This is a genomic window from Rossellomorea sp. GQ25, from assembly GCF_059758515.1.
In genome coordinates this window covers 509,959-529,859 of record NZ_JCAXEQ010000002.1, presented here as the reverse complement: position 1 = coordinate 529,859, position 19,901 = coordinate 509,959, and the positions used below count along the sequence as shown (strand labels likewise).

Below are 19,901 nucleotides of genomic sequence, written 5' to 3'. Positions count from 1 at the left end.
CAAGAGCAGCACGGGGACGGTTCTCTTGCTTCCGAAGCATAAGAACCGTCCCCGTGATTCCTTAAATAGAATCACAAAATTAAAAGAAACGATTGTTTTAACCGGATTTAGTAGGCTAACAATAAAAGAGGAAGTTTCAGTAAAGAACGAACTCTTAAAAGGTAAACAATTATTATTTGAAGAGCCTCATTTAAATGATAATAATTGGTTACCTGCTTACAAGGTTTTTCGTGAGGGAATTTACTTCACAATAAATTTTGAAAAAATAACGATATGGGAGCAGAGAGAAGATGTTAAACATTACTTCTACAGATTTCTTACGCGTGTAGAAAAAAGAGGGACCATTGTTGATGAAAGTATAATAAGCCCCAGGAAGGTTCTCCTTCATACGCTTTCACATTTAATCATTGATGAATTAGCCTTAACATGCGGCTATAATTCTGCTTTGATTAAAGAAAGGTTGTATCTTAGTGAAGAACATAACGGAATTTTAATTTATACTTCTTCAGGGGATATTGATTGTACATTTGGCGGTTAGTAAGAATGGGGAGAAAAGAAAATTTCTTTCCTGTCGTTGAAAAAGCTTTAGATAAGGCTCGCTGGTGCAGCTCGGACCCTGTATGTTCAGAAATTGGAAGATCCTCAGGACAAGGAGTGAATAATCTAAATGGTGCAGCCTGTCATAGCTTCTCTTATCTTCCTGAAACATCATGTGAGTTTGGAAATCTTTTCTTAGATAGGACTTTGCTTATTGATCCTATGATTGTTTTTTTATTAATTAGCCAAGGGCGGTTTCTCTTCACCTGATTATGGTGTTAGAGAGCCGTTTTGTCATTTAAAGATGAAATATCATAAGACGGGAGAAATTAAGGAATGAAAGACAAAGAAGATGTGATATTAATAAAATTAACAGTATCCTATAAAGAAGGTATTACTCCGGATGAATTATATGAAGTAACAAGCGTTAGCTGGAAAATAGGAGAAGAAAGACTGAAAGAAGGCTTTAAGTATTACTGTGCTGTATATAAAAATGAAATTAAAGAAGTTTATAAGTTTTTAAATTATGAAAAAGACCTTCATCCAGAAAAAGCAGGAAGGTTTATCTTGAAAGGTCGTCCTGCAGACGAAGAAATACGTTCAAAGTTAATCGGAATGGATGTATCAAAGATTCATAAAGGCTCTGGAAATCCTATCAAATATACTACATTAGAAAAATTATTAATAGAAGATAAATTAATAGATAATTTTAGTGATCTTAAGATTTTACACCATATTCACAACTATATCTTATCTAAAGGTTATCACTATACTTTGGAGCAAATAACAAACTTTTACCTTTCCTTGAAGACTAAACCCTTCGTTATTCTATCAGGCATTTCAGGAACCGGTAAAACAAAGATCGTCCAACTATTCAGTGAGAGTCTTGGAGCCACCGCAGATAACGGACAATTCTCTTTAATCCCAGTCCGCCCTGATTGGAGTGATGGATCAGATCTTATTGGCTACCGTGACATTAAAGGCGAATTCCGAGCAGGGCCATTCACAAAGGTATTAATGGAGGCTAATAAACCCGAAAACAGGGATAAGCCTTATTTTGTATTGTTAGATGAGATGAATCTAGCTAGAGTAGAGTACTACTTTAGTGATCTATTAAGTGTGATGGAAAGCCGTGACCATAAGGATGGAGAGTTGGTTTCTGCTCCCGTGGTTGAGGAGACGGAAGTTGGCCGATTACTGATGAGAGACAATCTATTTATCATTGGAACGGTTAATATGGATGAAACTACTCATCCATTCAGTCCGAAGGTTTTAGACCGTGCCAATACGATTGAATACAATGAGGTGGTTCTAGATCACTTTGGTTTCTTGAGTAAAGAGTCTGCTGCTGAACCATTGTCTGTATCGAATAAGCAGGTGGCTGGCCGGTTTCTGAATTTAAAGGATGCTTATTTTGATCATGAAGATTTGGTTAAAAAGATTACTAGTTTGCTAGTTGAAGTGAATTCAATTTTAGAACCGATAAAGGCTCATTTTGGATACAGGGTTCGAGATGAGGTTTGTTTTTATATGATTTATAACGATGAGGGGCAAATGATGTCATTTGATGAGGCGTTTGATTATCAGTTGCTTCAGAAGGTTCTTCCAAGATTAACAGGGAATGACCTGAAAACGGAGGAAGCATTGAAGAAGCTGTTCCTGTTCTGTACAAGTCATGAGTGGGATGAGATGAATGCAATCTCTATTGTGAAAGAAGCTCGTTTTTCAAAATCAGCAGAAAAGCTATCTAATATGATTCCGAAAATCATGCATGATGGCTTTACTTCCTTCTGGGGTAGTTAAGGATGAATGGATCGGAAACGAAAGAGCTGCTGTACATTGAGACCGAGGATTTTTCTCTTTATATCAAAGGAATGCCGTATAATGCGAGATTTGAGAGTCTATCACAGTATCGGAAGCATTCGGCTCTTGAGAAGGAAGCGATGACGTTTACCTATAGCGGTGAGAGTGTTCGATCGGTTGAATTGTACGATGTGGAAACGGATTCCCTTGAGGTAGTTCAGGGGCAGCCTTTTTCTCCTATTTTCTTTGAAAATGGTGTGTATCAGATTGTGATATCACCGAAGACGGATAAAAGCCTGTCCTTTTATCATGAGCATCCAGTTTTGAGGAATGCGGTTGAACCAGTAGGTAGAGGAAGTCAGCCGATTCTTATGGGGAATTTGCAGTTTATGAATGAAGTGGGGTATACGAGCTTTTCAATTAAGCATCATGAGAAGACCTTGCTTGAAGTGAAGCTTGAGATTTTCCCGACTAAATTAAGTTATAAGGATGATTATCGTAAGCTTCTAGAGGAAGTGAACGATGAAGTATATAATCTTGCTTTTCATTTTATTAAGAAGACGTTTCTAGGGGCTTCGAATCATTTATCGGAGAATCCTTCTTTGACGGAGTTTTATCGGTTGATAGAGTTTTATTATCAGAGCTTTATCAAGTCTATTCAACGGATTGAGGAACAGCCCCATCACCAGTTGCTGACGGAGCATCAGATGGTGAGAGGGGAACGAATTAAGAGGTTGAATAGTAGGGGTAGGAAGCATTTACGAAGCAATCCTCAGTTGTTTATGGAAGCAGAGAGTGGACTGGTGCTGCATGATAAGCCTGTTTTTCCTGTTAAGGGGTTAAATGCTCGAAAAACGATTACCTATGATACGTTAGAGAACCGATTTGTGAAGTGGATGATGGAGCGGCTTACTCATAAACTAGCGGATCTTGCTGCGAAGGTAAGCAGTCAATCAGGTAGATATGAGCGGAAGGTAGATGAAGAACTACTGGACAAGGTCACACGGATGAAAGGTACCTTGAAGACTTATTTGAATAAACCATTTTGGAAAGGTATTAGCAGTGTTGATCGAACGGTGACAAGCATGGTGATACAGAGGAAGATTGGTTATCGGGATGCGTATAAAATCTATCTTGTCGTGACCAGAGGGTTGATGCTTGAGGGTGAGCTTTTCAAAATGTCGGTGAAGGATGTCGCGACGCTTTATGAGTATTGGACCTACCTGAAGATGGGGCAGATATTACGAGCGAAGTATGTGCCTGAATTTCAGGATGTTGTGGCGATTCGTCATGGAGCATTATTCGTTGACCTGGATCAAACTTCGAATGGAAAGCAAGTGTTTACCCACCCTCAGACTGGGGAGCGGATTGTCCTTTCTTTTCAGAAGAGAGAAGGGAAGGTACCTACGGTTACGCAGAAGCCTGATATTATGCTGGAGGTGGAGAAAAAGTATTCTCATAATCGCTATCACTATGTGTTTGATGCGAAGTATCGAATTGATTTTGGTTTCAGAACTGATCAGGCTGAAAAGGTCGGGCCACTGGAAGAGGATATTAATACGATGCATCGATATCGAGATGCATTGGTAAAAAAGCATCATGAGAGAGATAGTTATGAGCGGTATTCTTTTGGTGCGTATGTGTTGTTTCCATGGAATGAAGAGCAGGCTTACTTAGAACATTCTTTTTATAAGAGTATTGATGAGGTGAATATTGGTGGACTGCCATTTTTGCCGAATTCGACTAGGTTGGTGGAGACATTAGTAGAGAGGTTGGTGGAGAGTAATCCTGAGGATCTGCAGGAGGAGGGTGTGCTGCCTACTGGTGCTTGGATGCATTGGGAGTCTTCTTTGGATGAGAAGGTGCTTGTTGGAACGGTGAATGACAGGTTGGATTATCAAGAGTATAAGAGGGGCAGGTATTTTGAGCTGGACTCTTCTTCTTTGAAGAGAGGTTGGCAGGAGAGTTTGTATGTTGCCTTATATGTTACAAGTGAAGTGAGTAGTGAGGCAGGTCCTTCCAATGGAATTCAGTATTTTGGAAGAATCGAAGATATAAAGGTATATGAGAGTAGAGTAAGGTTTGAATTGGGTAGCTGGCAAACCTTGAAACAAGTGATTCGACCAGTAGGATATGGCATTCAGTCTCATATGATAACAACAATGGCTTTGCTTAATCAGGTTGAGGAGCTTCCTGAGTTGTTTATGAAGTCTGGAGAGGAGATTAAACTGTGGAGGATGTTGCGACGGTTTACTAGTAAAGTGGAGACGAGTTTGGATGAGAGGACTTTGGATCTTGCAAGGAAGGTACAGGCTTATCAAATTGGTCATGTTGAGGTGTTGGTGAATCCTACGAGTCAACAGATAGAAATATTACAGGATTATGAGATTGTTAGTACTATTCCTTTAGAGTCCTTACAGAAACAGCCAGCGCAGGTGTTCAAACTAGTTAAAGATACAGTATTTGAAGCTCATAGAGAGTAAAAGTCTTTCCGTTATGGAAGGGCTTTTTTTTGAGTGTTTCTTCTTAGAAGGCGTTCTTTTCCCTTTTCCTCCCAATAGTATGCTAGTCTAGAAATAGAAATTACAATTAGTGGGTGATTACAATATTAAATCTTACATATTATCAATCATTATTTAATGAAGACAATACGGAGATAAGGTGCCGCAGGGTACTTGATGAAGTGGCTCCACATGTAAAAAGAGTATTTGAACGATTCATTACCTCCATGGACATCCCTTTGGGGGACAAATTATACATTCGCAGCTACGATATGACTTTGACAACGACTTATCATGATTCACGAAATCCTGCGTATGCCGAGAAGAAAAAGAACTCGGATATCGGCCGAAAGTACTTTGTGGGCCTTTATATGAAATCGGAGGAGAAGGAATATAATCTTTTGACATTGGAATTGAATGGGATTGATCATTCAGTATTGATACATACGGAAATAAGCTTTATCCCTTTTTGGTCCTGGTTCAGGAGTGGTGTCATCCGGGACGTGTTGTTCTCGATTCCTGATGAGTACTCGATTTACACTGGATGGAAGGAAAAGTCGAGAGTGCCCAAAGAAGATTTTGAAGATTATGTGAAAAGTTGTATAAAACCAAGAAAGAGGCCTTGGTTCCAAGTAGGGAAGAGTATCGATCTGGAAGGACAGATGAATGAAGAAGAACTGAGTGGATATTTACAAGAAGTGTGGGTCGGGTTGAGCGAGTTCAGGGGTCTCATCAACAAAGAAATACACACAGGGCAGAGGGCTTGGACTGCATTAAAGCAATTGTCTTCCATACGGGATATTGAAGAAACCCAATTACTTGGCCGTCCTTATACTGTAGAGGTTTCTTCTGTTGAAAACCTTAAATATCAAGGGAAGAGACAATCTTTTCAAATCAATGAAGGAAATCAAATGATTACGAAAGGTAATATTGATTACCTTGATTATCATGATAAAGTCACCCCATACCAAACGATTCTTTTGAGGGTGGCAGGGGGCAACCAGATTTTCACCAATGTACGTGAAATCTTGGCTAATGGCACAAAGGAGTGGTGGATCAAGAAGTTATTTGCCACTCAGAGCATGGATAACCATGAAATCAAGGCGGAAGCCATGCGCTTGCTTCAGGAACATGGGATCAAGGTGGGTGATGCTTCTTATTGCGTAGGCACCTATGACAATGAGTCCGAGACCTTCATTGAAGGTGCTCATCAGGTCAAGAAGAACTTTATTGATGCAGCTCTTCTGTTTGCCCATGCACGGAAAACGGTGGAGCTCCCTTCTGATAGTGTAGACAATGAATTGGATATGGAAGGTGAGAATGAACTTACCGACACGGAAACACTTGAGCCAAACTTCAGGTTCGCAGAGATTTATGACATGATCGATAACAGTCAATTTACTTTTTCCAAATCGATTGTGAGGGATTTGCACCTGAATCTGACTGCACTCGATGATAAGCATTTCGTTGTCCTCAGCGGGATTTCCGGGACTGGGAAAACGCAGCTTTGCCGCTTATATGCCAATGCTGTGTATGGACTCGAGTATGAAAGCGAAAACCCATATTTTAGCATCATACCGGTCCGACCCGACTGGACTGATGCCAGTTCCTTGTTCGGGTACTACAGTTCATTCGAGAAACGTTATGTGAAAACGGAATTCTTGAAAGTGATATTGAATGCATTGAAGGAACGGGAAAAGCCACACTTCATATTGCTGGATGAAATGAACCTGGCCAGGGTGGAGTACTATTTGAGCGATTATCTAAGTGCGGTGGAGTCGAGAAAAGAAATCCCGCTTCATCAGGATGATCATATAACGGATGTCCCTCAAAAACTCAGCATTCCGCCTAATGTTTATATACTTGGAACCATCAACATCGACGAGACCACTCATCCCATATCGGATAAAGTATTGGACCGTGCTTTTGTCATGACATTATCGGATATGGACTTTACTTCCTTCTGGGAAAGGGTGGACCAGGATCTGAAGGACTCACTGTTCAGGGAATTCCTTCTCCTGAAAGCGTTGCATGCCACATTGGCTGCGCATGAACTTCATTTTGGCTACAGGACCATGGGGGAGATGCTTCAGAAACTCTACGCAAATCATCAGCTGGGATCGGAGCATGCAATGGATCCGATGGAAGCATTGGATGGCGTGATTGCCGAAAAAGTGTTGACGAAGATTCGGGGGGACGAACGAATATCGGAAATGCTTATGGAACTGAATCGCTGGTTGACTGCCAATCTGGAAGGCAGTTCCGTCTCTTTGCAGCATGTGAAACGGATGCAAGAGGAGTTGGAGTACTATGGCGCCACTCAATTCTGGAGATAAATCATTGGAAGTCTGGATGTCTTCCGAGGGGTGGATTCCCTTTGAGGAAGCCTTTTTAACGGAGGCAACGGAATACAAGTTACGGTGTAAGGGGACTGGAATCGATTTAAGAATACAGGGAATACCGATACCTTTTCATAAGGAGGCGAACCTGTTCTTCACTTCACTCATGACTCCCTTTCAAAGCGGATCAGTCCAAATCTTCCTCAATGGTCAGGAATATGAAACATTCATCTATCCTGATTTTCGTAAACTATCAGAACAGCAATTTGATGTGATGATTGTAGAGATATTAGAGGAAAGCAACAGCTGTTTTCAATTGAGCGGATTGGAGAGAGAAGTTTCCGTATCCGGTAAGAGCCGGGGAGCCTCCTGGACACAGTGGATTTACATTGAAAGGTCCATGCAGCAGCTCCGTCAGGTTTTTGCCCGTATCGAGAAACAGCCATTCAGCAGGCTCATCAAACTTCCGATCGTACAGAAAAGAGAGAGGGTACAACGTGTTGAACATACGACTTTGCATTGGCTTGAAAAGAGAGGGTACGGTGAAAATATTCCCCTCAATGTTGAGACGACTAAAACTTTTGAGACAGTGGACGTGTATGAAAATCAGGTTTTGAAGAAGCAGTTGTTTGACCTGAATGCTCTCCTAAGGACATACATGAAAGTGGAAAGAGTGGAAGTATCCAAGAAGGCGGCAAAATTTCATTCTCTAATTAGAAGGTGGATGAACTCTCCTTTTCTACAGGAAGTTTCCATGCATCAAGGACCGTACTCCATCACCCAGAAATTCAGGAAACACCCTATTTATCGTCAGTGGTATAAATGGTTTGAACAGCTATTCAAACATGACAGGGAAGGAATCGGCTTTGATTATCCCATTGCCATGAAGGACACGTTCGAATTATATGAGATGTGGTGCTTCATGAGAATCGTCAGGATATTGAGGGAGATGAACCTGGTAGAGGAAACCAGGGGGTTATACAAGACGACGGAAAGGGGAATCTTTATCGACCTGGCCCAAAACAAAGAAAGCAGGATCAGGCTTCGAGGTGGAAAGTCACTCTATTTTCAACGAAACTATCAGTACAATTCAAAAGAATTCTACACTTATACCCAAAGGATGATTCCTGATATCGTTATGGAATGTGGAAAACAAATCATCGTATTCGATCCAAAATACCGGGTGCCCGGGAATCTTGGTACCGCCCTTGGTGAAATGCACAAGTATCGGGATGGAATCGTTCATAGGGAAACAGGGGATAGAGCTGTCCGGGAAGTGTATATTCTGACACCGACGAGCGATGATTCGGTGGAAACGATGAGGTATTTTCAGGAAGGGTACCATGATAGCTATAAACTGGGTGCCATTCAGATGGTTCCTGGAGTTGAAAGTGAGCATTTAGAAAAAAAGTTATTGGCGAAATTAATGGGGAAATCTGAAATTGTGTAAAGCAGGGTCTACCTCCGGCAAGATATATTCAAGGTGCCTTGGGTAGACCAAAACTTTGTGATTGTACCGAAGGTGGACCAATTTATAGCTTTAGATCTATGCGAAAGCTCACAGGGAGGAAAAGACATCTTAGATATAAACGGGGAGGAGTTACCGTTTATTCGATTGCTTTTGAAGCATGAGATAGAGTCGTCACTTCATTATCTAATCTATTTGTCTAAAAAATAGAGCTGAGTGTATAGAAACCCCAGCTCTTACTCAAGGTTATAATACTTTCTCAACTCTTAATTAACCTTTTATTAGACTTATTTAATATTATGTCGCCAACTCTCTGCATTTGATCTTGATCAAAGATTTCATCAAATTCTAATCTTCTTTTCCCATATTGTATCTTAAGGCCTTTTTCAAGCAATCCGTCTTTGAACCAATTGACGTTGATTACGGTCTGGTATCTGAATTTATCCATAAATGTAATGTTTTTATTTAAAAACAGAATTCTTTTGGTGGTGGGTATTAAGTAACCCTTTATTTCTTGCTTTTTCGTTTTATCATACTCACAGTAAATAAAGGTCAGCGCCTTCTCATTTGGTTCAAATACGTTAGTCAATAGGGATTGAAAGAAAACTTTATTTCTCTTAATCTCATTAAATTCATACGCGGTATAAGAATGATTGCTGTTATCCATCACTTGAGAGATTATATTTTCTATCTCCCTTTTTTCCTCTGCTTCTTTTTTACGATTTACTCTTTCTCTTTCTTGCTGCTGTTGAATACGAATGCGTTGTTGTTCTTCAGCATTTTTCTTTTTTTCCTCTTTTAGCTGGAGAAGTCGATCCTCATTTTTAGTTCGATAACTAGTGACTTTTTCTCTAATGATGGTTTCATCTTGATTTTTTGTAAGTGTCTTGACGAAGAAATCTTCAACTTTATAACATAATTTTTGATAAACGCCCATTTTTTCACCTCTTAGCTAATCATTTTTTTTGCAACATATAGCCTTCTACCGAACCATCCTAATGCTGCTAATCCAAATCCACCGGCAGCAGCTGATCTTGTATTTCTTTGTTGTTCCTCATGTTCTTTATATCCCAGTTCATAATAATGCTTAAATATTTTCTCACCTTTAGCATATTCAGTTGGAATAGATATTTTTTCCCCTTGCTGTCCTAAGGAAAATCCAGCTTTTTCAATGTTTTTGACTTCTTTGTTGGAATCAAAGCCATCTTTGAACCAAGAGTTGAATTTATCATTCTCGTAACCTGGATCTTTGTATTCAATCAAAGAAAAGGCAGCTTTATATCCGTTATCGTAATATTCTTGTCTTAATTCCTCTTGAGCCTTTTTATAGCCAGTTTCATAAGCAGTGACTAGTTCGTCATCTTGCCCGTTTGGTTGGGAATGTTTATCCTTTTTCCCATCATTGTAGCCTTGTTTGGTAAACTCCTGCTTTTTTGCTTCAAGACGTTCTTGCAAGGCTTTATTAAAACCATTTTCAAATGACATTTTTAATCCGGCATGGTTAGCGTATTTATCAGGTAAAGTTAGTTCATCTTGTTTCTGTCCATGTGAGTAACCGTCATCTGTAGCTTGTTTCTTTTCAGAATCTATTTTTGATTTGCCCTCAGCATATCCTTTGTCATACCCTGCATTATATCCCTTATTGAATGCATCAGATCCTTTAGTGGTCGAGTTGTTAGAAGTTGCCTCCTGATAACTGTCTTTTACTCCTTGAGCGTACCCTTGTTCCTCTCCACTAGCCATATCCGTTTCATCTTGTTGGTGCTGAAGTTGCTCTGGACTATTATTAATCTTCGTTTTGTCGTATCCGCTAGGTGCTTCACAGGGTATCCCGTCATCGACCACCCCATTTCCCCAACCATCAAGGTTTTCTGGGTCATAAGTGGCAGAATAACCTTTAGCATTCCAGTAATTCACTACCTCATCATAACTACCAAAATCAGTACAGTCTTTATCACTACGAGTAGCAGCTGGCTGACTTGTTGGAGAAGAGGTGTTTGAAGAAGTTCCTCCTCCATTATGAGAATGGTATCCAGTACACAATCCTTTGGCTTTAGATTTATCACTACAATTATGACCACCACTTGAGTCTGTTCTACCACTATGTGCAAATGCAATCGATCCAAAGACTAATAAGAATAATAAAGTTAAAAAGCAGACTTTCTTAATCATTTTTTTCCTCCATTGTAAGATTATTTCCTGATTTTCATTATAAAGTTAAATTTTGGAGTTTGCTAGATACCAAATTTATCTAAAAATATGTTTATGGTTGATGCTCAGGTTAAATACATAAATTATTTTTCAAAAAAAATTAAAACCCAAGGGTATCCTTTCCCACCCCCTCCCCCTATATAAAAGATGAATACAATCTGAAACAGGAGTGAATCAAATGAGCGGATGGAGAAAACTAGAAAAAGACATAGTGGATACGGAAATCTTTCATCACCCGGAGGACATTCGATTGTATGTATGGATTCTATCGAAAGCAACCCATAAAGCTGGGGTTCAGGTCGGGGGAGTGGTTCTTGGGGAGAGGCAGTATATCAGGTCAATTGGAAAGCTGCAGGAGGATTTGTGGTTTTTCAATGGAAAGAAGAAGGATGAGTATACGACGTCGCGGATTCAGCGTTCGATTAAGCGGTTGGAGAAGTGTGGTTGGTTGAAGGCGGAGAAGTTTAAGCATGGGTTCATCTTTACGGTTCGGCCTGTGAAGGATCCGGAGTGTGGGGAGTATTTGAAGTGGATGGGAATCCCTTGGCAAGTGAATGGGGATTCCGCCGGTGACCAGCCTGATGAGGGGGCTGGTACCGTTTTGTCCACTGGATGTGAATCAGATATGAAGGAGGAGCGAATGAGTTGTGAAAACAGACTTGAGATTGTAGAGAAAGAAGAGAAGAAAGAGAACAGCAACAAAGGGCTTGCTGATGAGGGCAGACTTCAGACGCTGATCGGTTATTTTGTCGGCAGGAGAGGGAGGGGCTTCTTATTGACACCGATTGAACAGATGGCGATGGAGCGGATCAGCTTGAACAGGATGTCGACAGACGAGTTGATTGGCTTTATGGATGAGCAGTTTGATAAGCAGGAGAGAATCGCTCCCGGCTTACGATCAATAGCCCGAAGTACTTGGAGAAGGCCCTTGAATCGTACCGGCCGCAGCAGGATGCGATGGGGAAACTGGACAACATGCTGGATGAGTTGGAGGAGAGCGTGATGGGGCCATGACGTTCCAGGAGTTCAGGGAGCTGATCAAGGTGATCCAAGGGGCTTTCCCACACAAGTCGCTCACCCGTGACACGGCGGCGATCTGTTTTCAGCACCTGAAGGACTGTGATTATCACCAAGTGAAGAGGCGAATCGAAGCCCATATTAAAGAGAGCAAGTACATTCCGACGATTGCTCAGCTGTATGAACAGGCAGTGGAAGAAACGACGATACTACAAACCATTCAACAATGGGAAAAAGAAGGAGCGGAACGAATTGACGATGAAAAACGAAATCGACGTGTCAAACCCAAACCACCTTGGGCACAATGAACAAACCTGGAGGGAGCTGCTTGAAGCCGAAAGCATGATCATCGGGGCCATCCTGATAGAGCCTACCCTCATCGAGAAGCTGACCCTGGAGGAGAGGCATTTCAGTCAAATCCGAAATCGGATTGTCTTCAAGGCCATGAAGGAGCTGCAAAAGAAGAGACTTGAAATCAATCTTGTCATGCTGATGGAAGAACTCGGGGATCAGATTGAAAAAATAGGAGGGGTGCACTTTCTCCTGGAGATTGCCAACTACTGCCCGAGTACCTCGAATATCGAACAATACGAACAGATTGTCCTGAAATACTATGAACTGGACTTGATCCGCAACTCGGCGAACCACTTTCTGAGCGACTACACCCCGGAATCCGCACAGGAACTCTACAAAGCACTCATCGACATGCATACCCAAATCTCTCAAGAAGAAGAAACGAAAGACTCGATCATCATGGATCTCTATGAATCCCTGTATGAGGAACGGGCCGGACTCCCGGGTGTGAACACCGGATTCGAAAGCCTGAATGCCCTGACAGGAGGTTGGAAGGAAGGGGAACTCATCATCCTTGCCGCCAGACCTTCCATGGGAAAGACCGCCCTTGCGATCCAATTCGCCTGGGAATGTAACAAGGAGCAGGGGGTCTCCCTCTTGTTTTCACTGGAAATGAGCTCGAAGCAAATCATGCAGCGCCTTTTATGCAGCCTGACCGACATCAATATGATGAAATGGAATAATCCCTATAAATACTTAACCAAAGACGAAATGCCTAGAATGCACGAAGCTTTGAACACTGTGTTCAAAGCGAATCTATCTGTCTCTCAAAACGGTCTGATTACACTAGCGGAGATGAGGCAGCGGATTTTGAATCTGAAGCGGGAATTCCCGACAGAGCCCTTTCTGGTCGTGATCGATTACCTGCAGCTGATCACGTTGAAGGAGCGGTTTGACCGGCATGATCTGGTCATCGGGCATATCACAAAGCAGTTGAAGAGCATGGCGAAGGAGTTCAAGATACCGATCATTTTACTGTCCCAGCTATCAAGGAGTGTGGAATCCAGGGATGATAAGAGCCAAGACTATCGGACCTCCGTGACTCGGGGAATATCGAGCAGGATGCAGATGTAGTGATGTTTCTCTATCGGGATGATTACTATCACGCCAATCCCAAGACGGCGAATGAAGTCGAAGTGAAGATTGCGAAGAACCGGAATGGACCTGTGGGCACGGTGAAGCTTGAGTTTGTGAAGGAGTTTGGGAGGTTTGGGACAGTGGGGACAGGCACCTTGTTCCGAAAGTGATTAATAAAAGGGGGATATGGGATGTTGATTACGGAGTATGCGAAAGGGAGCGGGTTGGAGTTTCAGATTGAGAGTTTGAAGGTGTATGGTGTGGTGATGGGGTTGCTGGGTCAGAAGAGGGCGAGGAGGGAGGATGGGTATGGATTTATCAGCTATAAGGAGATATGGGAGGCTTGCAAGGAAGCAGGGCTGTTATTCAGGTACGAGCAGCCGTTTGCGGTCATGATGGATATGATGACGGTGGTGGAGGATGGGGGATTGATAGGGAGAGATCGAGTGACTGGAGGGAGTTGGGTTGGAGTGGTTTATTGAGTAGAATATTTTTTATAATATACATCTAAGTCTTTATCCTTTAAGTTATCCTTTTGTGATGGCCCTATCATAATGAACTCTGATCTGGAGTATTTCCGATTAATCTCAGGTGTTATGAAGATGGGGTTATTTTTGTTTAAAAGATATTTTATGCTAGGCGAGTATTGGATTCCCGATTTAAGTGTGTGAGTGTTCATTATTATGGGACGCTCTTTTTTTATCCCTAATTTTTTATTAAGGAAATGATGTTAACCCTTTAACACTTTTTGTTAGGGCTCACTTTAATAGTTAATGAGAGATAATGTTACTTATATGTATTAATGGTAAAATTAGGTCTATAAAGTTTTGAAACTCTCTAGAGCATCTAAAAGGAGTGGCAATCGTGTACTGATCAGTACTTTTGGATGACTTACCTAATGGACGGTTCAAGTGAGAGTTATAAGTAACGAAAGTAACGAAAACAAACAAATATTTTAGGAGTTTGCCCTCTCAGGATAATCGTCATATGCAATAGCAGGTGCAAGTAACAGGAGGGTTCTTATGTTCTGGGTGAAGTTTAGTTTGATTGCTATCATTGTTTTTGTTTTTATTGTAATCATTCAGTTTATTCTAAGAAAGGTTTTTAAAATCAGGAAAGTAAAAAAAGAGTTTTTCTCTTATAATCATGTCAATGAATTACACCGTATTGTTGACAGATGGATAAGACGTACTAATGCAATCACTTTCATTATTTTTATTTGGGTTTCGTTGTACTATGATGAAGCCTTTACTTACTTATTAATAGTGGGAGTAGTCTTTTTTCTAGTGGTGGACTATGCAGTAAGGGCATTTTTTGAGTTGAAATATAGTAAGGTTCCAAAGCAAGCCATTTTAACGTTAGCTGAAATGTTCCTGATTATAATAGCGATCTTCATTGTGTTTCAATTTGGCTTACTCGGTTCTAATTATTAGCACTGCCCCGCTAGTATAGCTAAGTTTGGTGTACCGGGGGACAGGCAGCTTTTACTTGGTAGAGTGTGGACGGTTCCCGCTCTATTTGGAGATGTGGGAAGAGTGTCAGGAAGCTGGAGTTTTGTCGGGGTATGAAGTGCCGTTTGCGGTGATGATGGATATGCAGAGTGTGGTGGAGGATGGGGGATTGATTAGGAGGAAAAGGGTTAGGGGGAGTTGGGTTCGGGGTGAAGAAAATGAGTCACTTTCGGATATTGAGAGTAGTCTGGGGTACCTAGGAATCATAAGGGACGGTTCTCACTCTATTAAAAAAGTAGAATGGGAACCTTCCCTCAGTTAGCCTCTAATTTTACATATCATTAAGGAGTCATTGCATGAGTTTAATAAAACGATTATTATTTGGTAGTGCTTTCTTTGTAATATCGTTAACATTAATATTTTTAAATGTTAAACCAAGCATTTTTCAAAGTAGTTTACTTACGATTACAGCACTCTGTACAATTTTTATCATTAAGTATAAAAAGAAGGGTTAGTTAAGGAAAAGCGTATACACAGAAACCTGTGGTATACGCTTTTTCTTTGCTATCAACCTCATACTAAGAGGCCACACATATGATATATACTTACTTTCTTGCAATCTATTCAATTGCCCCAACCGGAACTCTTCTCCAGTAACTGTGTCAGTGTGTAAGCTGGTCGCCTCGTTTATATATGCCTCCTTCACCTTTAGCTGTAGGTGCTTGGGAAGACCTGAATACCAAGCGTTTTGCCTCTCAAGGGGTGCAATTGAGCATTCTTCAAATTGGGGTAGTTTTAACTTTTCACACATTTCCCATGCTAAGGCTGGAACCCTTATTATTTAAGGTCGCTTTAGTAGATTGGAGACGGTTCATAACTGCACGGCTCGATGCACCTTGGAAAGTAGGGTATGAAGCATAAGAACCGTCCCCGCACTTCCATTGATAAAAGCCAACGTACCTGTCCCCTTGGTATTCACTAAAAATTAAAGTAATTTAAATTGTAACAATATTCAAAATTAACTATTTACATTTATCTGAAAATTCGATAGTATTCAATATAGATTACTAATTGATTTATGAATTTTTGAATGCGCATTCAAAAAAGAAGACTCGTCCTTGGAATAAAGTGGGAGGTAACCATGAGTAATTATCAAGAAGAGAAAAGAATTGTAAGACGTTACTTCGAAGAGCTCGAGAAATCTACACCAGAAAACGTACAAAGTGTATTAAAGGAATTTACTGGTGAACATTATAGTTGGCAAGGGGTGTATCCCTTCCGTGAACAGGAGGGAGTTCAGGCAGTTGCGGAAACATTTTGGGTCCCTTTATTGAGTTCTATAAGAAAACTGCAGCGTCGCCAAGATATATTCATGGCTGGAACAAACGAAATAAGTGGTGAAACATGGGTCATGAGCATGGGGCATTTTATGGGCCTCTTTGATCAAGATTGGATGGGTGTCCGTCGAACAGGGAAAATGATCAACCTAAGATATGCAGAGTTTCATTGTGTGGAGAATGGAAAGATCACCAAAACGGGGTTATTCGTTGACCTGATCGGATTCATGATCCAGGCAGGGGTGAATCCACTGCCTCCATCAACGGGTACATACTTTGTTTATCCAGGTCCAAGAAATCATGATGGCCTGCAATTTGAAGATGCTCCAGAAGAAGAAGGTGTGAAAACGCTGAATCTTGTAAATCAAATGGTCAATGACTTATCAGACTTGAATAAGAGCGGAGCCATGGGGTGTCCTCCTGAGGTCTTGGAACGTACTTGGTCGGAGGATATGATTTGGTACGGTCCTGGCGGGATCGGGGCAAGTTATACCATTCCGAGATACCAACAACAGCATCAGCTTCCTTTTAGAAATGGTCTTAAGGATAAGGAATTCAACGGTCATGTGTGCCGGTTTGCTGAAGGACAGTTCGCGTGCTTCTTTGGATGGCCGAACCTTTCAAATACACCAATTGGTGGATTTCTGGGGCTGCCAGGCGGGAATATTCGAGCCGACATGCAAGTGGTGGATGTGTATTACCGTCAAGGAGAGAAGCTTTCTGAGAACTGGGTTCTAATCGATATACCTTATTGGCTTAAGCAGCAGGGATTGGATATTTTTGAGCGTACACAAGGGATTATGAATCAGTCACTATAAGGATCAGCTTCAAGGTTAAGTACATGATCACTTCTCCAACGGTATAAATGGAAATAAGAAATAATGAATGCGCTTACAACATGAATGCTTGAAACTCTGCCTATATCAATTCCATACATCTTCGTCTCAATCATAAGCCTCTTGATAAAGGCAGTGGGTAGATCATCTTGCTTTTTTATGAATCCGCATTCAATAAATATGGATATGGGGGGCTTAGTTCAATATGGGTTGGATTGATATGACGATTGTTGCTGTATATATGATTGCTCTGATCATTATGGGTTATAAACTGGGGAAGGGAAATCACACACAAGATGACTATTTTGTAGGTGGGAGATCTGTTGCAACATTCCCGATTGCTCTTTCTATAGCAGCCACCACGGTCAGTGCAAATGGGTTTATCGGCGGACCAGGCTGGGCGTATGGTTCGGGACTGATCGCTTTTATGCTGAATTTCAGCATTCCTATCGTACTAATATTGACTTTATCGATCTTTCTACCTTTTTTCTATAATCTAAGGGTGACTTCCATCTATGAATATATCGAAATGCGTCTGGGAGGGAAAAGTAGACTTTTAGTTGTCTTTGGATTTATTGTTTCAAATGTGATTCAAGTAGGTTCATTCTTATTTATTCCTTCACTGGTCATCCAAACCTTCACAGGATGGTCATTGACGATTGTCGTTCCCATGGTTGTGGCAGTGGCGATTCTGTACACGTTACTAGGCGGGATTAAAGCGGTTATCTGGACTGATGCGATTCAAATGTTTGTCTTGTGGGGAGGAGTCATTGCTGCATTTGTCATAATTTTGAGCAATTTAGATATTGGCTTCTTTGAGGCGATGAAGGTTGTGAAGGAAGAGGGGAAACTGGATCCACTTGATTTCTCGCTGGATGCGAAATTAGAGAATGGTGTATGGGTTGGACTGATTGGCGGACTCTTTATGTGGCTTAAATATTATGCCACGGATCAGACACAGACTCAAAGGATGTTCGCAGCAAAGTCGATCAATGAAGTGAAAAAGTCGATCTGTATTAGCGGATTTGTGATGAATATTATGTATTTTGTGTTCATGTTCATAGGAGTATTGCTTTTCGTCTTCTTTGATGGCAAGGAATTCGATAATTCCAACAACATTATGATTACCTTCATTTCTAATAACATCCCTGTAGGAATCTTGGGGCTGATCATGGCAGGGATCTTTGCAGCTGCCATGTCCAGTATAGACTCCGTATTAAACTCAGTTACGACCGTCTTCATTAAAGACATTTATGAAAAGTTCATCACGAAAGGAAAACCGGCTTCTCTAAAGGTTTCTATGGTCTTCACCCTTGTGTTTGGGGTATTGCTGATCGGATTTACCTTGATGGCATTCAGTGGTACGACCGCTTCGATCTTAAAGACAGTGGGAAGCTACCTCTCATACTTCTCAGGTTCAATACTGGCTATGTTTCTTCTGGCGATGTTCACGAAGAGAGCTAATGATAATGGAGTAGCCATCGGGTTTGCATTAGGAATTGCCATTACGGCGTATATTGGAAATCTTGGACTAGTGAATTGGCTTTGGAATTATCCTATCGGATGCGTGATTACTCTTATCATTGGTTACATTTTCAGCTTACTATTTAAAAGGAATAGAAGAATTGAACTGGAAGAATTCACGTTTAATGGTCAAAGAGCACGGTTGATGAAAGAAGGAACTGTAACGGATGAAGAGGGTCATTCCATTGTTCCAGGGGGCATGGACAAATATTCTTATGCGCTCATCGGATTGTTTATTGCACAGGTTATCATATTGGGACTTATCCAGTTATAGAGGATGAAGCTTTGTAATTGTCTGAATTTTTAATTATAATAGAATGTGAATCCGGATTCATATTTGGAGATAGATGATCTCACCATAAAGGCATCCGGATTTAATAACTGAAGGTAACTTTTGAAAGGGTTTTGAAAAATGAACGGCAGAATTAGTGCATATGATGTGGCCAAAAAGGCAAGCGTTTCACAATCTACAGTTTCCAGGGTCCTGAACAACTATCCTCATATCAAGGAATCTACAAGAAGGAAAGTCCTTGAAGCGATAAAGGAATTAGGGTTTACAAGAGATGAGATTGCCAGAAGCCTTGCCAGTAATAAAACGAGAACAATCGGGTTAATTGTCGGGGATATCACGAATCCCTTTTTTGCAGAATCAGCTAAAGTGATTACGGGAAAAGCACAGGAGATGCAATATGATGTGATCCTCTGCAATACCAATCATAACGAAGAGAATCTGGATAAATACATCCAAACCCTTAAAGGGAAGCGAGTCGATGGGATCATCATTGCTTCTGCAGATAAGGACAATCAAAGGATTAAAGAATTGTATGATCAAGGATTTCCTGTCATTCTTTTCAACAGTATCTTGGAACACGAGAAGGCTAATTATATAGCCGTCAACAACTACAAAGGAGCAAGACTTGCGGTGGAACATCTTTATCAACTAAACCACCGTCGTATTGGATATATTGCAGGTCCTTCGAAGTATGTAACCACCCACTTGAGGAACTTAGGATACAAAGAAGCACTTGCGGACTTAGGCATAGTAGGAAATGAACAGTTTGTCTATGATAAAGAGTTCTCTTACGATGAAGTATATCAATTCACGAGAAAGTTATTAAAACAGAGTGATCGGCCAACGAGCTTTTTCTCTGCTTCCGATCAAATGGCCCTTGCCGTGTTAGATGCTGCAGCAAGTGAAAACATCAAGGTACCGGAAGAATTATCAGTCGTCGGATTTGATGATATTGATTTGGCTAAAAATCAATATATTGGACTCACCACCATCACCCAACCGAAAGAAAAAATGGCAACCCTCGCGTTGGAAAAACTGGTCTCCCTGATTGAAGAGGGGGAAGGGAAAGATGAAGGGTTTCAAATCATATTAGAACCCGATTTAGTTCAACGAAAAACAACGGGAGTATGCAGGAACGAGAAAGGAGGATAAGA

General features: G+C 41.0%; 15 protein-coding genes and 1 pseudogene. 14 read left to right on the top strand and 2 right to left on the bottom strand.

Features of this window, described 5'->3' with window-relative positions; all coding sequences use genetic code 11:
* Window positions 1-25 precede the first annotated feature (25 nt).
* From AC6CIB_RS08445 to AC6CIB_RS08420, 6 genes are all read left to right on the top strand, one after another.
* Window positions 26-538, top strand: a complete 513-nt coding sequence (locus AC6CIB_RS08445) for a hypothetical protein (protein WP_498279612.1) — start codon at window positions 26-28, stop codon at window positions 536-538.
* Between the two features lie 5 nt (window positions 539-543).
* Window positions 544-807 (top strand): hypothetical protein, encoded by a 264-nt coding sequence (locus AC6CIB_RS08440; RefSeq protein ID WP_498279610.1) that lies wholly within the window; start codon window positions 544-546, stop codon window positions 805-807.
* A gap of 66 nt (window positions 808-873) precedes the next feature.
* The gene (locus AC6CIB_RS08435; RefSeq protein WP_498279608.1) at window positions 874-2,340 is read left to right on the top strand and encodes an McrB family protein; all 1,467 of its coding nucleotides are present in this window, start codon (window positions 874-876) and stop codon (window positions 2,338-2,340) included.
* Window positions 2,341-2,342: 2 nt separating this feature from the next.
* The gene (locus tag AC6CIB_RS08430; protein WP_498279606.1) at window positions 2,343-4,823 is read left to right on the top strand and encodes a DUF2357 domain-containing protein; all 2,481 of its coding nucleotides are present in this window, start codon (window positions 2,343-2,345) and stop codon (window positions 4,821-4,823) included.
* A gap of 113 nt (window positions 4,824-4,936) precedes the next feature.
* A complete protein-coding gene (locus AC6CIB_RS08425; RefSeq protein ID WP_498279603.1) occupies window positions 4,937-7,177 on the top strand; it encodes an McrB family protein in 2,241 nt (746 codons plus the stop codon).
* Window positions 7,152-8,630 carry a DUF2357 domain-containing protein gene (locus AC6CIB_RS08420; RefSeq protein ID WP_498279601.1) on the top strand — a complete coding sequence of 493 codons (1,479 nt, stop codon included), beginning with the start codon at window positions 7,152-7,154 and terminating at the stop codon, window positions 8,628-8,630. The genes AC6CIB_RS08425 and AC6CIB_RS08420 overlap by 26 nt, the downstream gene beginning before the upstream one ends.
* 277 nt (window positions 8,631-8,907) lie before the next feature.
* Here AC6CIB_RS08420 and AC6CIB_RS08415 read toward each other — a convergent pair whose 3' ends face one another.
* The gene (locus AC6CIB_RS08415) at window positions 8,908-9,585 is read right to left on the bottom strand and encodes a PH domain-containing protein (RefSeq protein WP_498279599.1); all 678 of its coding nucleotides are present in this window, start codon (window positions 9,583-9,585) and stop codon (window positions 8,908-8,910) included.
* 11 nt (window positions 9,586-9,596) lie between these two features.
* Complete coding sequence (locus AC6CIB_RS08410) at window positions 9,597-10,820, bottom strand: YHYH domain-containing protein (protein ID WP_498279597.1); 1,224 nt, start codon at window positions 10,818-10,820, stop codon at window positions 9,597-9,599.
* A gap of 217 nt (window positions 10,821-11,037) precedes the next feature.
* Here AC6CIB_RS08410 and AC6CIB_RS08405 point away from each other — a divergent pair, with 217 nt between their 5' ends.
* The 8 genes and pseudogenes from AC6CIB_RS08405 to AC6CIB_RS08370 all read left to right on the top strand — a co-directional run bounded on the left by AC6CIB_RS08405 (window position 11,038) and on the right by AC6CIB_RS08370 (window position 19,899).
* On the top strand, window positions 11,038-11,862 hold the full coding sequence (locus tag AC6CIB_RS08405) for a hypothetical protein (protein ID WP_498279595.1): 825 nt from the start codon (window positions 11,038-11,040) through the stop codon (window positions 11,860-11,862).
* Between the two features lie 7 nt (window positions 11,863-11,869).
* Window positions 11,870-12,184: a replicative helicase loader/inhibitor gene (locus tag AC6CIB_RS08400; RefSeq protein WP_498279593.1), complete on the top strand. Its 315-nt coding sequence runs from the start codon at window positions 11,870-11,872 to the stop codon at window positions 12,182-12,184.
* Window positions 12,135-13,477, top strand: a pseudogene (locus AC6CIB_RS08395) (replicative DNA helicase). The gene AC6CIB_RS08400 and the pseudogene AC6CIB_RS08395 overlap by 50 nt, the downstream one beginning before the upstream one ends.
* A 21-nt stretch (window positions 13,478-13,498) precedes the next feature.
* Complete coding sequence (locus AC6CIB_RS08390) at window positions 13,499-13,789, top strand: hypothetical protein (protein ID WP_498279591.1); 291 nt, start codon at window positions 13,499-13,501, stop codon at window positions 13,787-13,789.
* Window positions 13,790-14,329: 540 nt separating this feature from the next.
* Window positions 14,330-14,740 carry a DUF4181 domain-containing protein gene (locus tag AC6CIB_RS08385; RefSeq protein WP_498279589.1) on the top strand — a complete coding sequence of 137 codons (411 nt, stop codon included), beginning with the start codon at window positions 14,330-14,332 and terminating at the stop codon, window positions 14,738-14,740.
* 1,159 nt (window positions 14,741-15,899) lie between these two features.
* A complete protein-coding gene (locus tag AC6CIB_RS08380; protein WP_498279587.1) occupies window positions 15,900-16,913 on the top strand; it encodes a hypothetical protein in 1,014 nt (337 codons plus the stop codon).
* Between the two features lie 223 nt (window positions 16,914-17,136).
* Window positions 17,137-18,729 carry a sodium:solute symporter family transporter gene (locus AC6CIB_RS08375; protein ID WP_498279585.1) on the top strand — a complete coding sequence of 531 codons (1,593 nt, stop codon included), beginning with the start codon at window positions 17,137-17,139 and terminating at the stop codon, window positions 18,727-18,729.
* A 138-nt stretch (window positions 18,730-18,867) separates the two neighbouring features.
* Complete coding sequence (locus tag AC6CIB_RS08370) at window positions 18,868-19,899, top strand: LacI family DNA-binding transcriptional regulator (protein ID WP_498279583.1); 1,032 nt, start codon at window positions 18,868-18,870, stop codon at window positions 19,897-19,899.
* The last annotated feature ends 2 nt before the right edge of the window (window positions 19,900-19,901 follow it).

Coding starts and splice junctions, on each gene's coding strand:
- AC6CIB_RS08375 (WP_498279585.1), top strand. CDS start 17,137: ATGGGTTGGATTGATATGACGATTGTTGCTGTATATATGATTGCTCTG.
- AC6CIB_RS08410 (WP_498279597.1), bottom strand. CDS start 10,820: ATGATTAAGAAAGTCTGCTTTTTAACTTTATTATTCTTATTAGTCTTT.
- AC6CIB_RS08435 (WP_498279608.1), top strand. CDS start 874: ATGAAAGACAAAGAAGATGTGATATTAATAAAATTAACAGTATCCTAT.
- AC6CIB_RS08420 (WP_498279601.1), top strand. CDS start 7,152: ATGGCGCCACTCAATTCTGGAGATAAATCATTGGAAGTCTGGATGTCT.
- AC6CIB_RS08400 (WP_498279593.1), top strand. CDS start 11,870: ATGACGTTCCAGGAGTTCAGGGAGCTGATCAAGGTGATCCAAGGGGCT.
- AC6CIB_RS08430 (WP_498279606.1), top strand. CDS start 2,343: ATGAATGGATCGGAAACGAAAGAGCTGCTGTACATTGAGACCGAGGAT.
- AC6CIB_RS08370 (WP_498279583.1), top strand. CDS start 18,868: ATGAACGGCAGAATTAGTGCATATGATGTGGCCAAAAAGGCAAGCGTT.
- AC6CIB_RS08380 (WP_498279587.1), top strand. CDS start 15,900: ATGAGTAATTATCAAGAAGAGAAAAGAATTGTAAGACGTTACTTCGAA.
- AC6CIB_RS08415 (WP_498279599.1), bottom strand. CDS start 9,585: ATGGGCGTTTATCAAAAATTATGTTATAAAGTTGAAGATTTCTTCGTC.
- AC6CIB_RS08385 (WP_498279589.1), top strand. CDS start 14,330: ATGTTCTGGGTGAAGTTTAGTTTGATTGCTATCATTGTTTTTGTTTTT.
- AC6CIB_RS08440 (WP_498279610.1), top strand. CDS start 544: ATGGGGAGAAAAGAAAATTTCTTTCCTGTCGTTGAAAAAGCTTTAGAT.
- AC6CIB_RS08405 (WP_498279595.1), top strand. CDS start 11,038: ATGAGCGGATGGAGAAAACTAGAAAAAGACATAGTGGATACGGAAATC.
- AC6CIB_RS08390 (WP_498279591.1), top strand. CDS start 13,499: ATGTTGATTACGGAGTATGCGAAAGGGAGCGGGTTGGAGTTTCAGATT.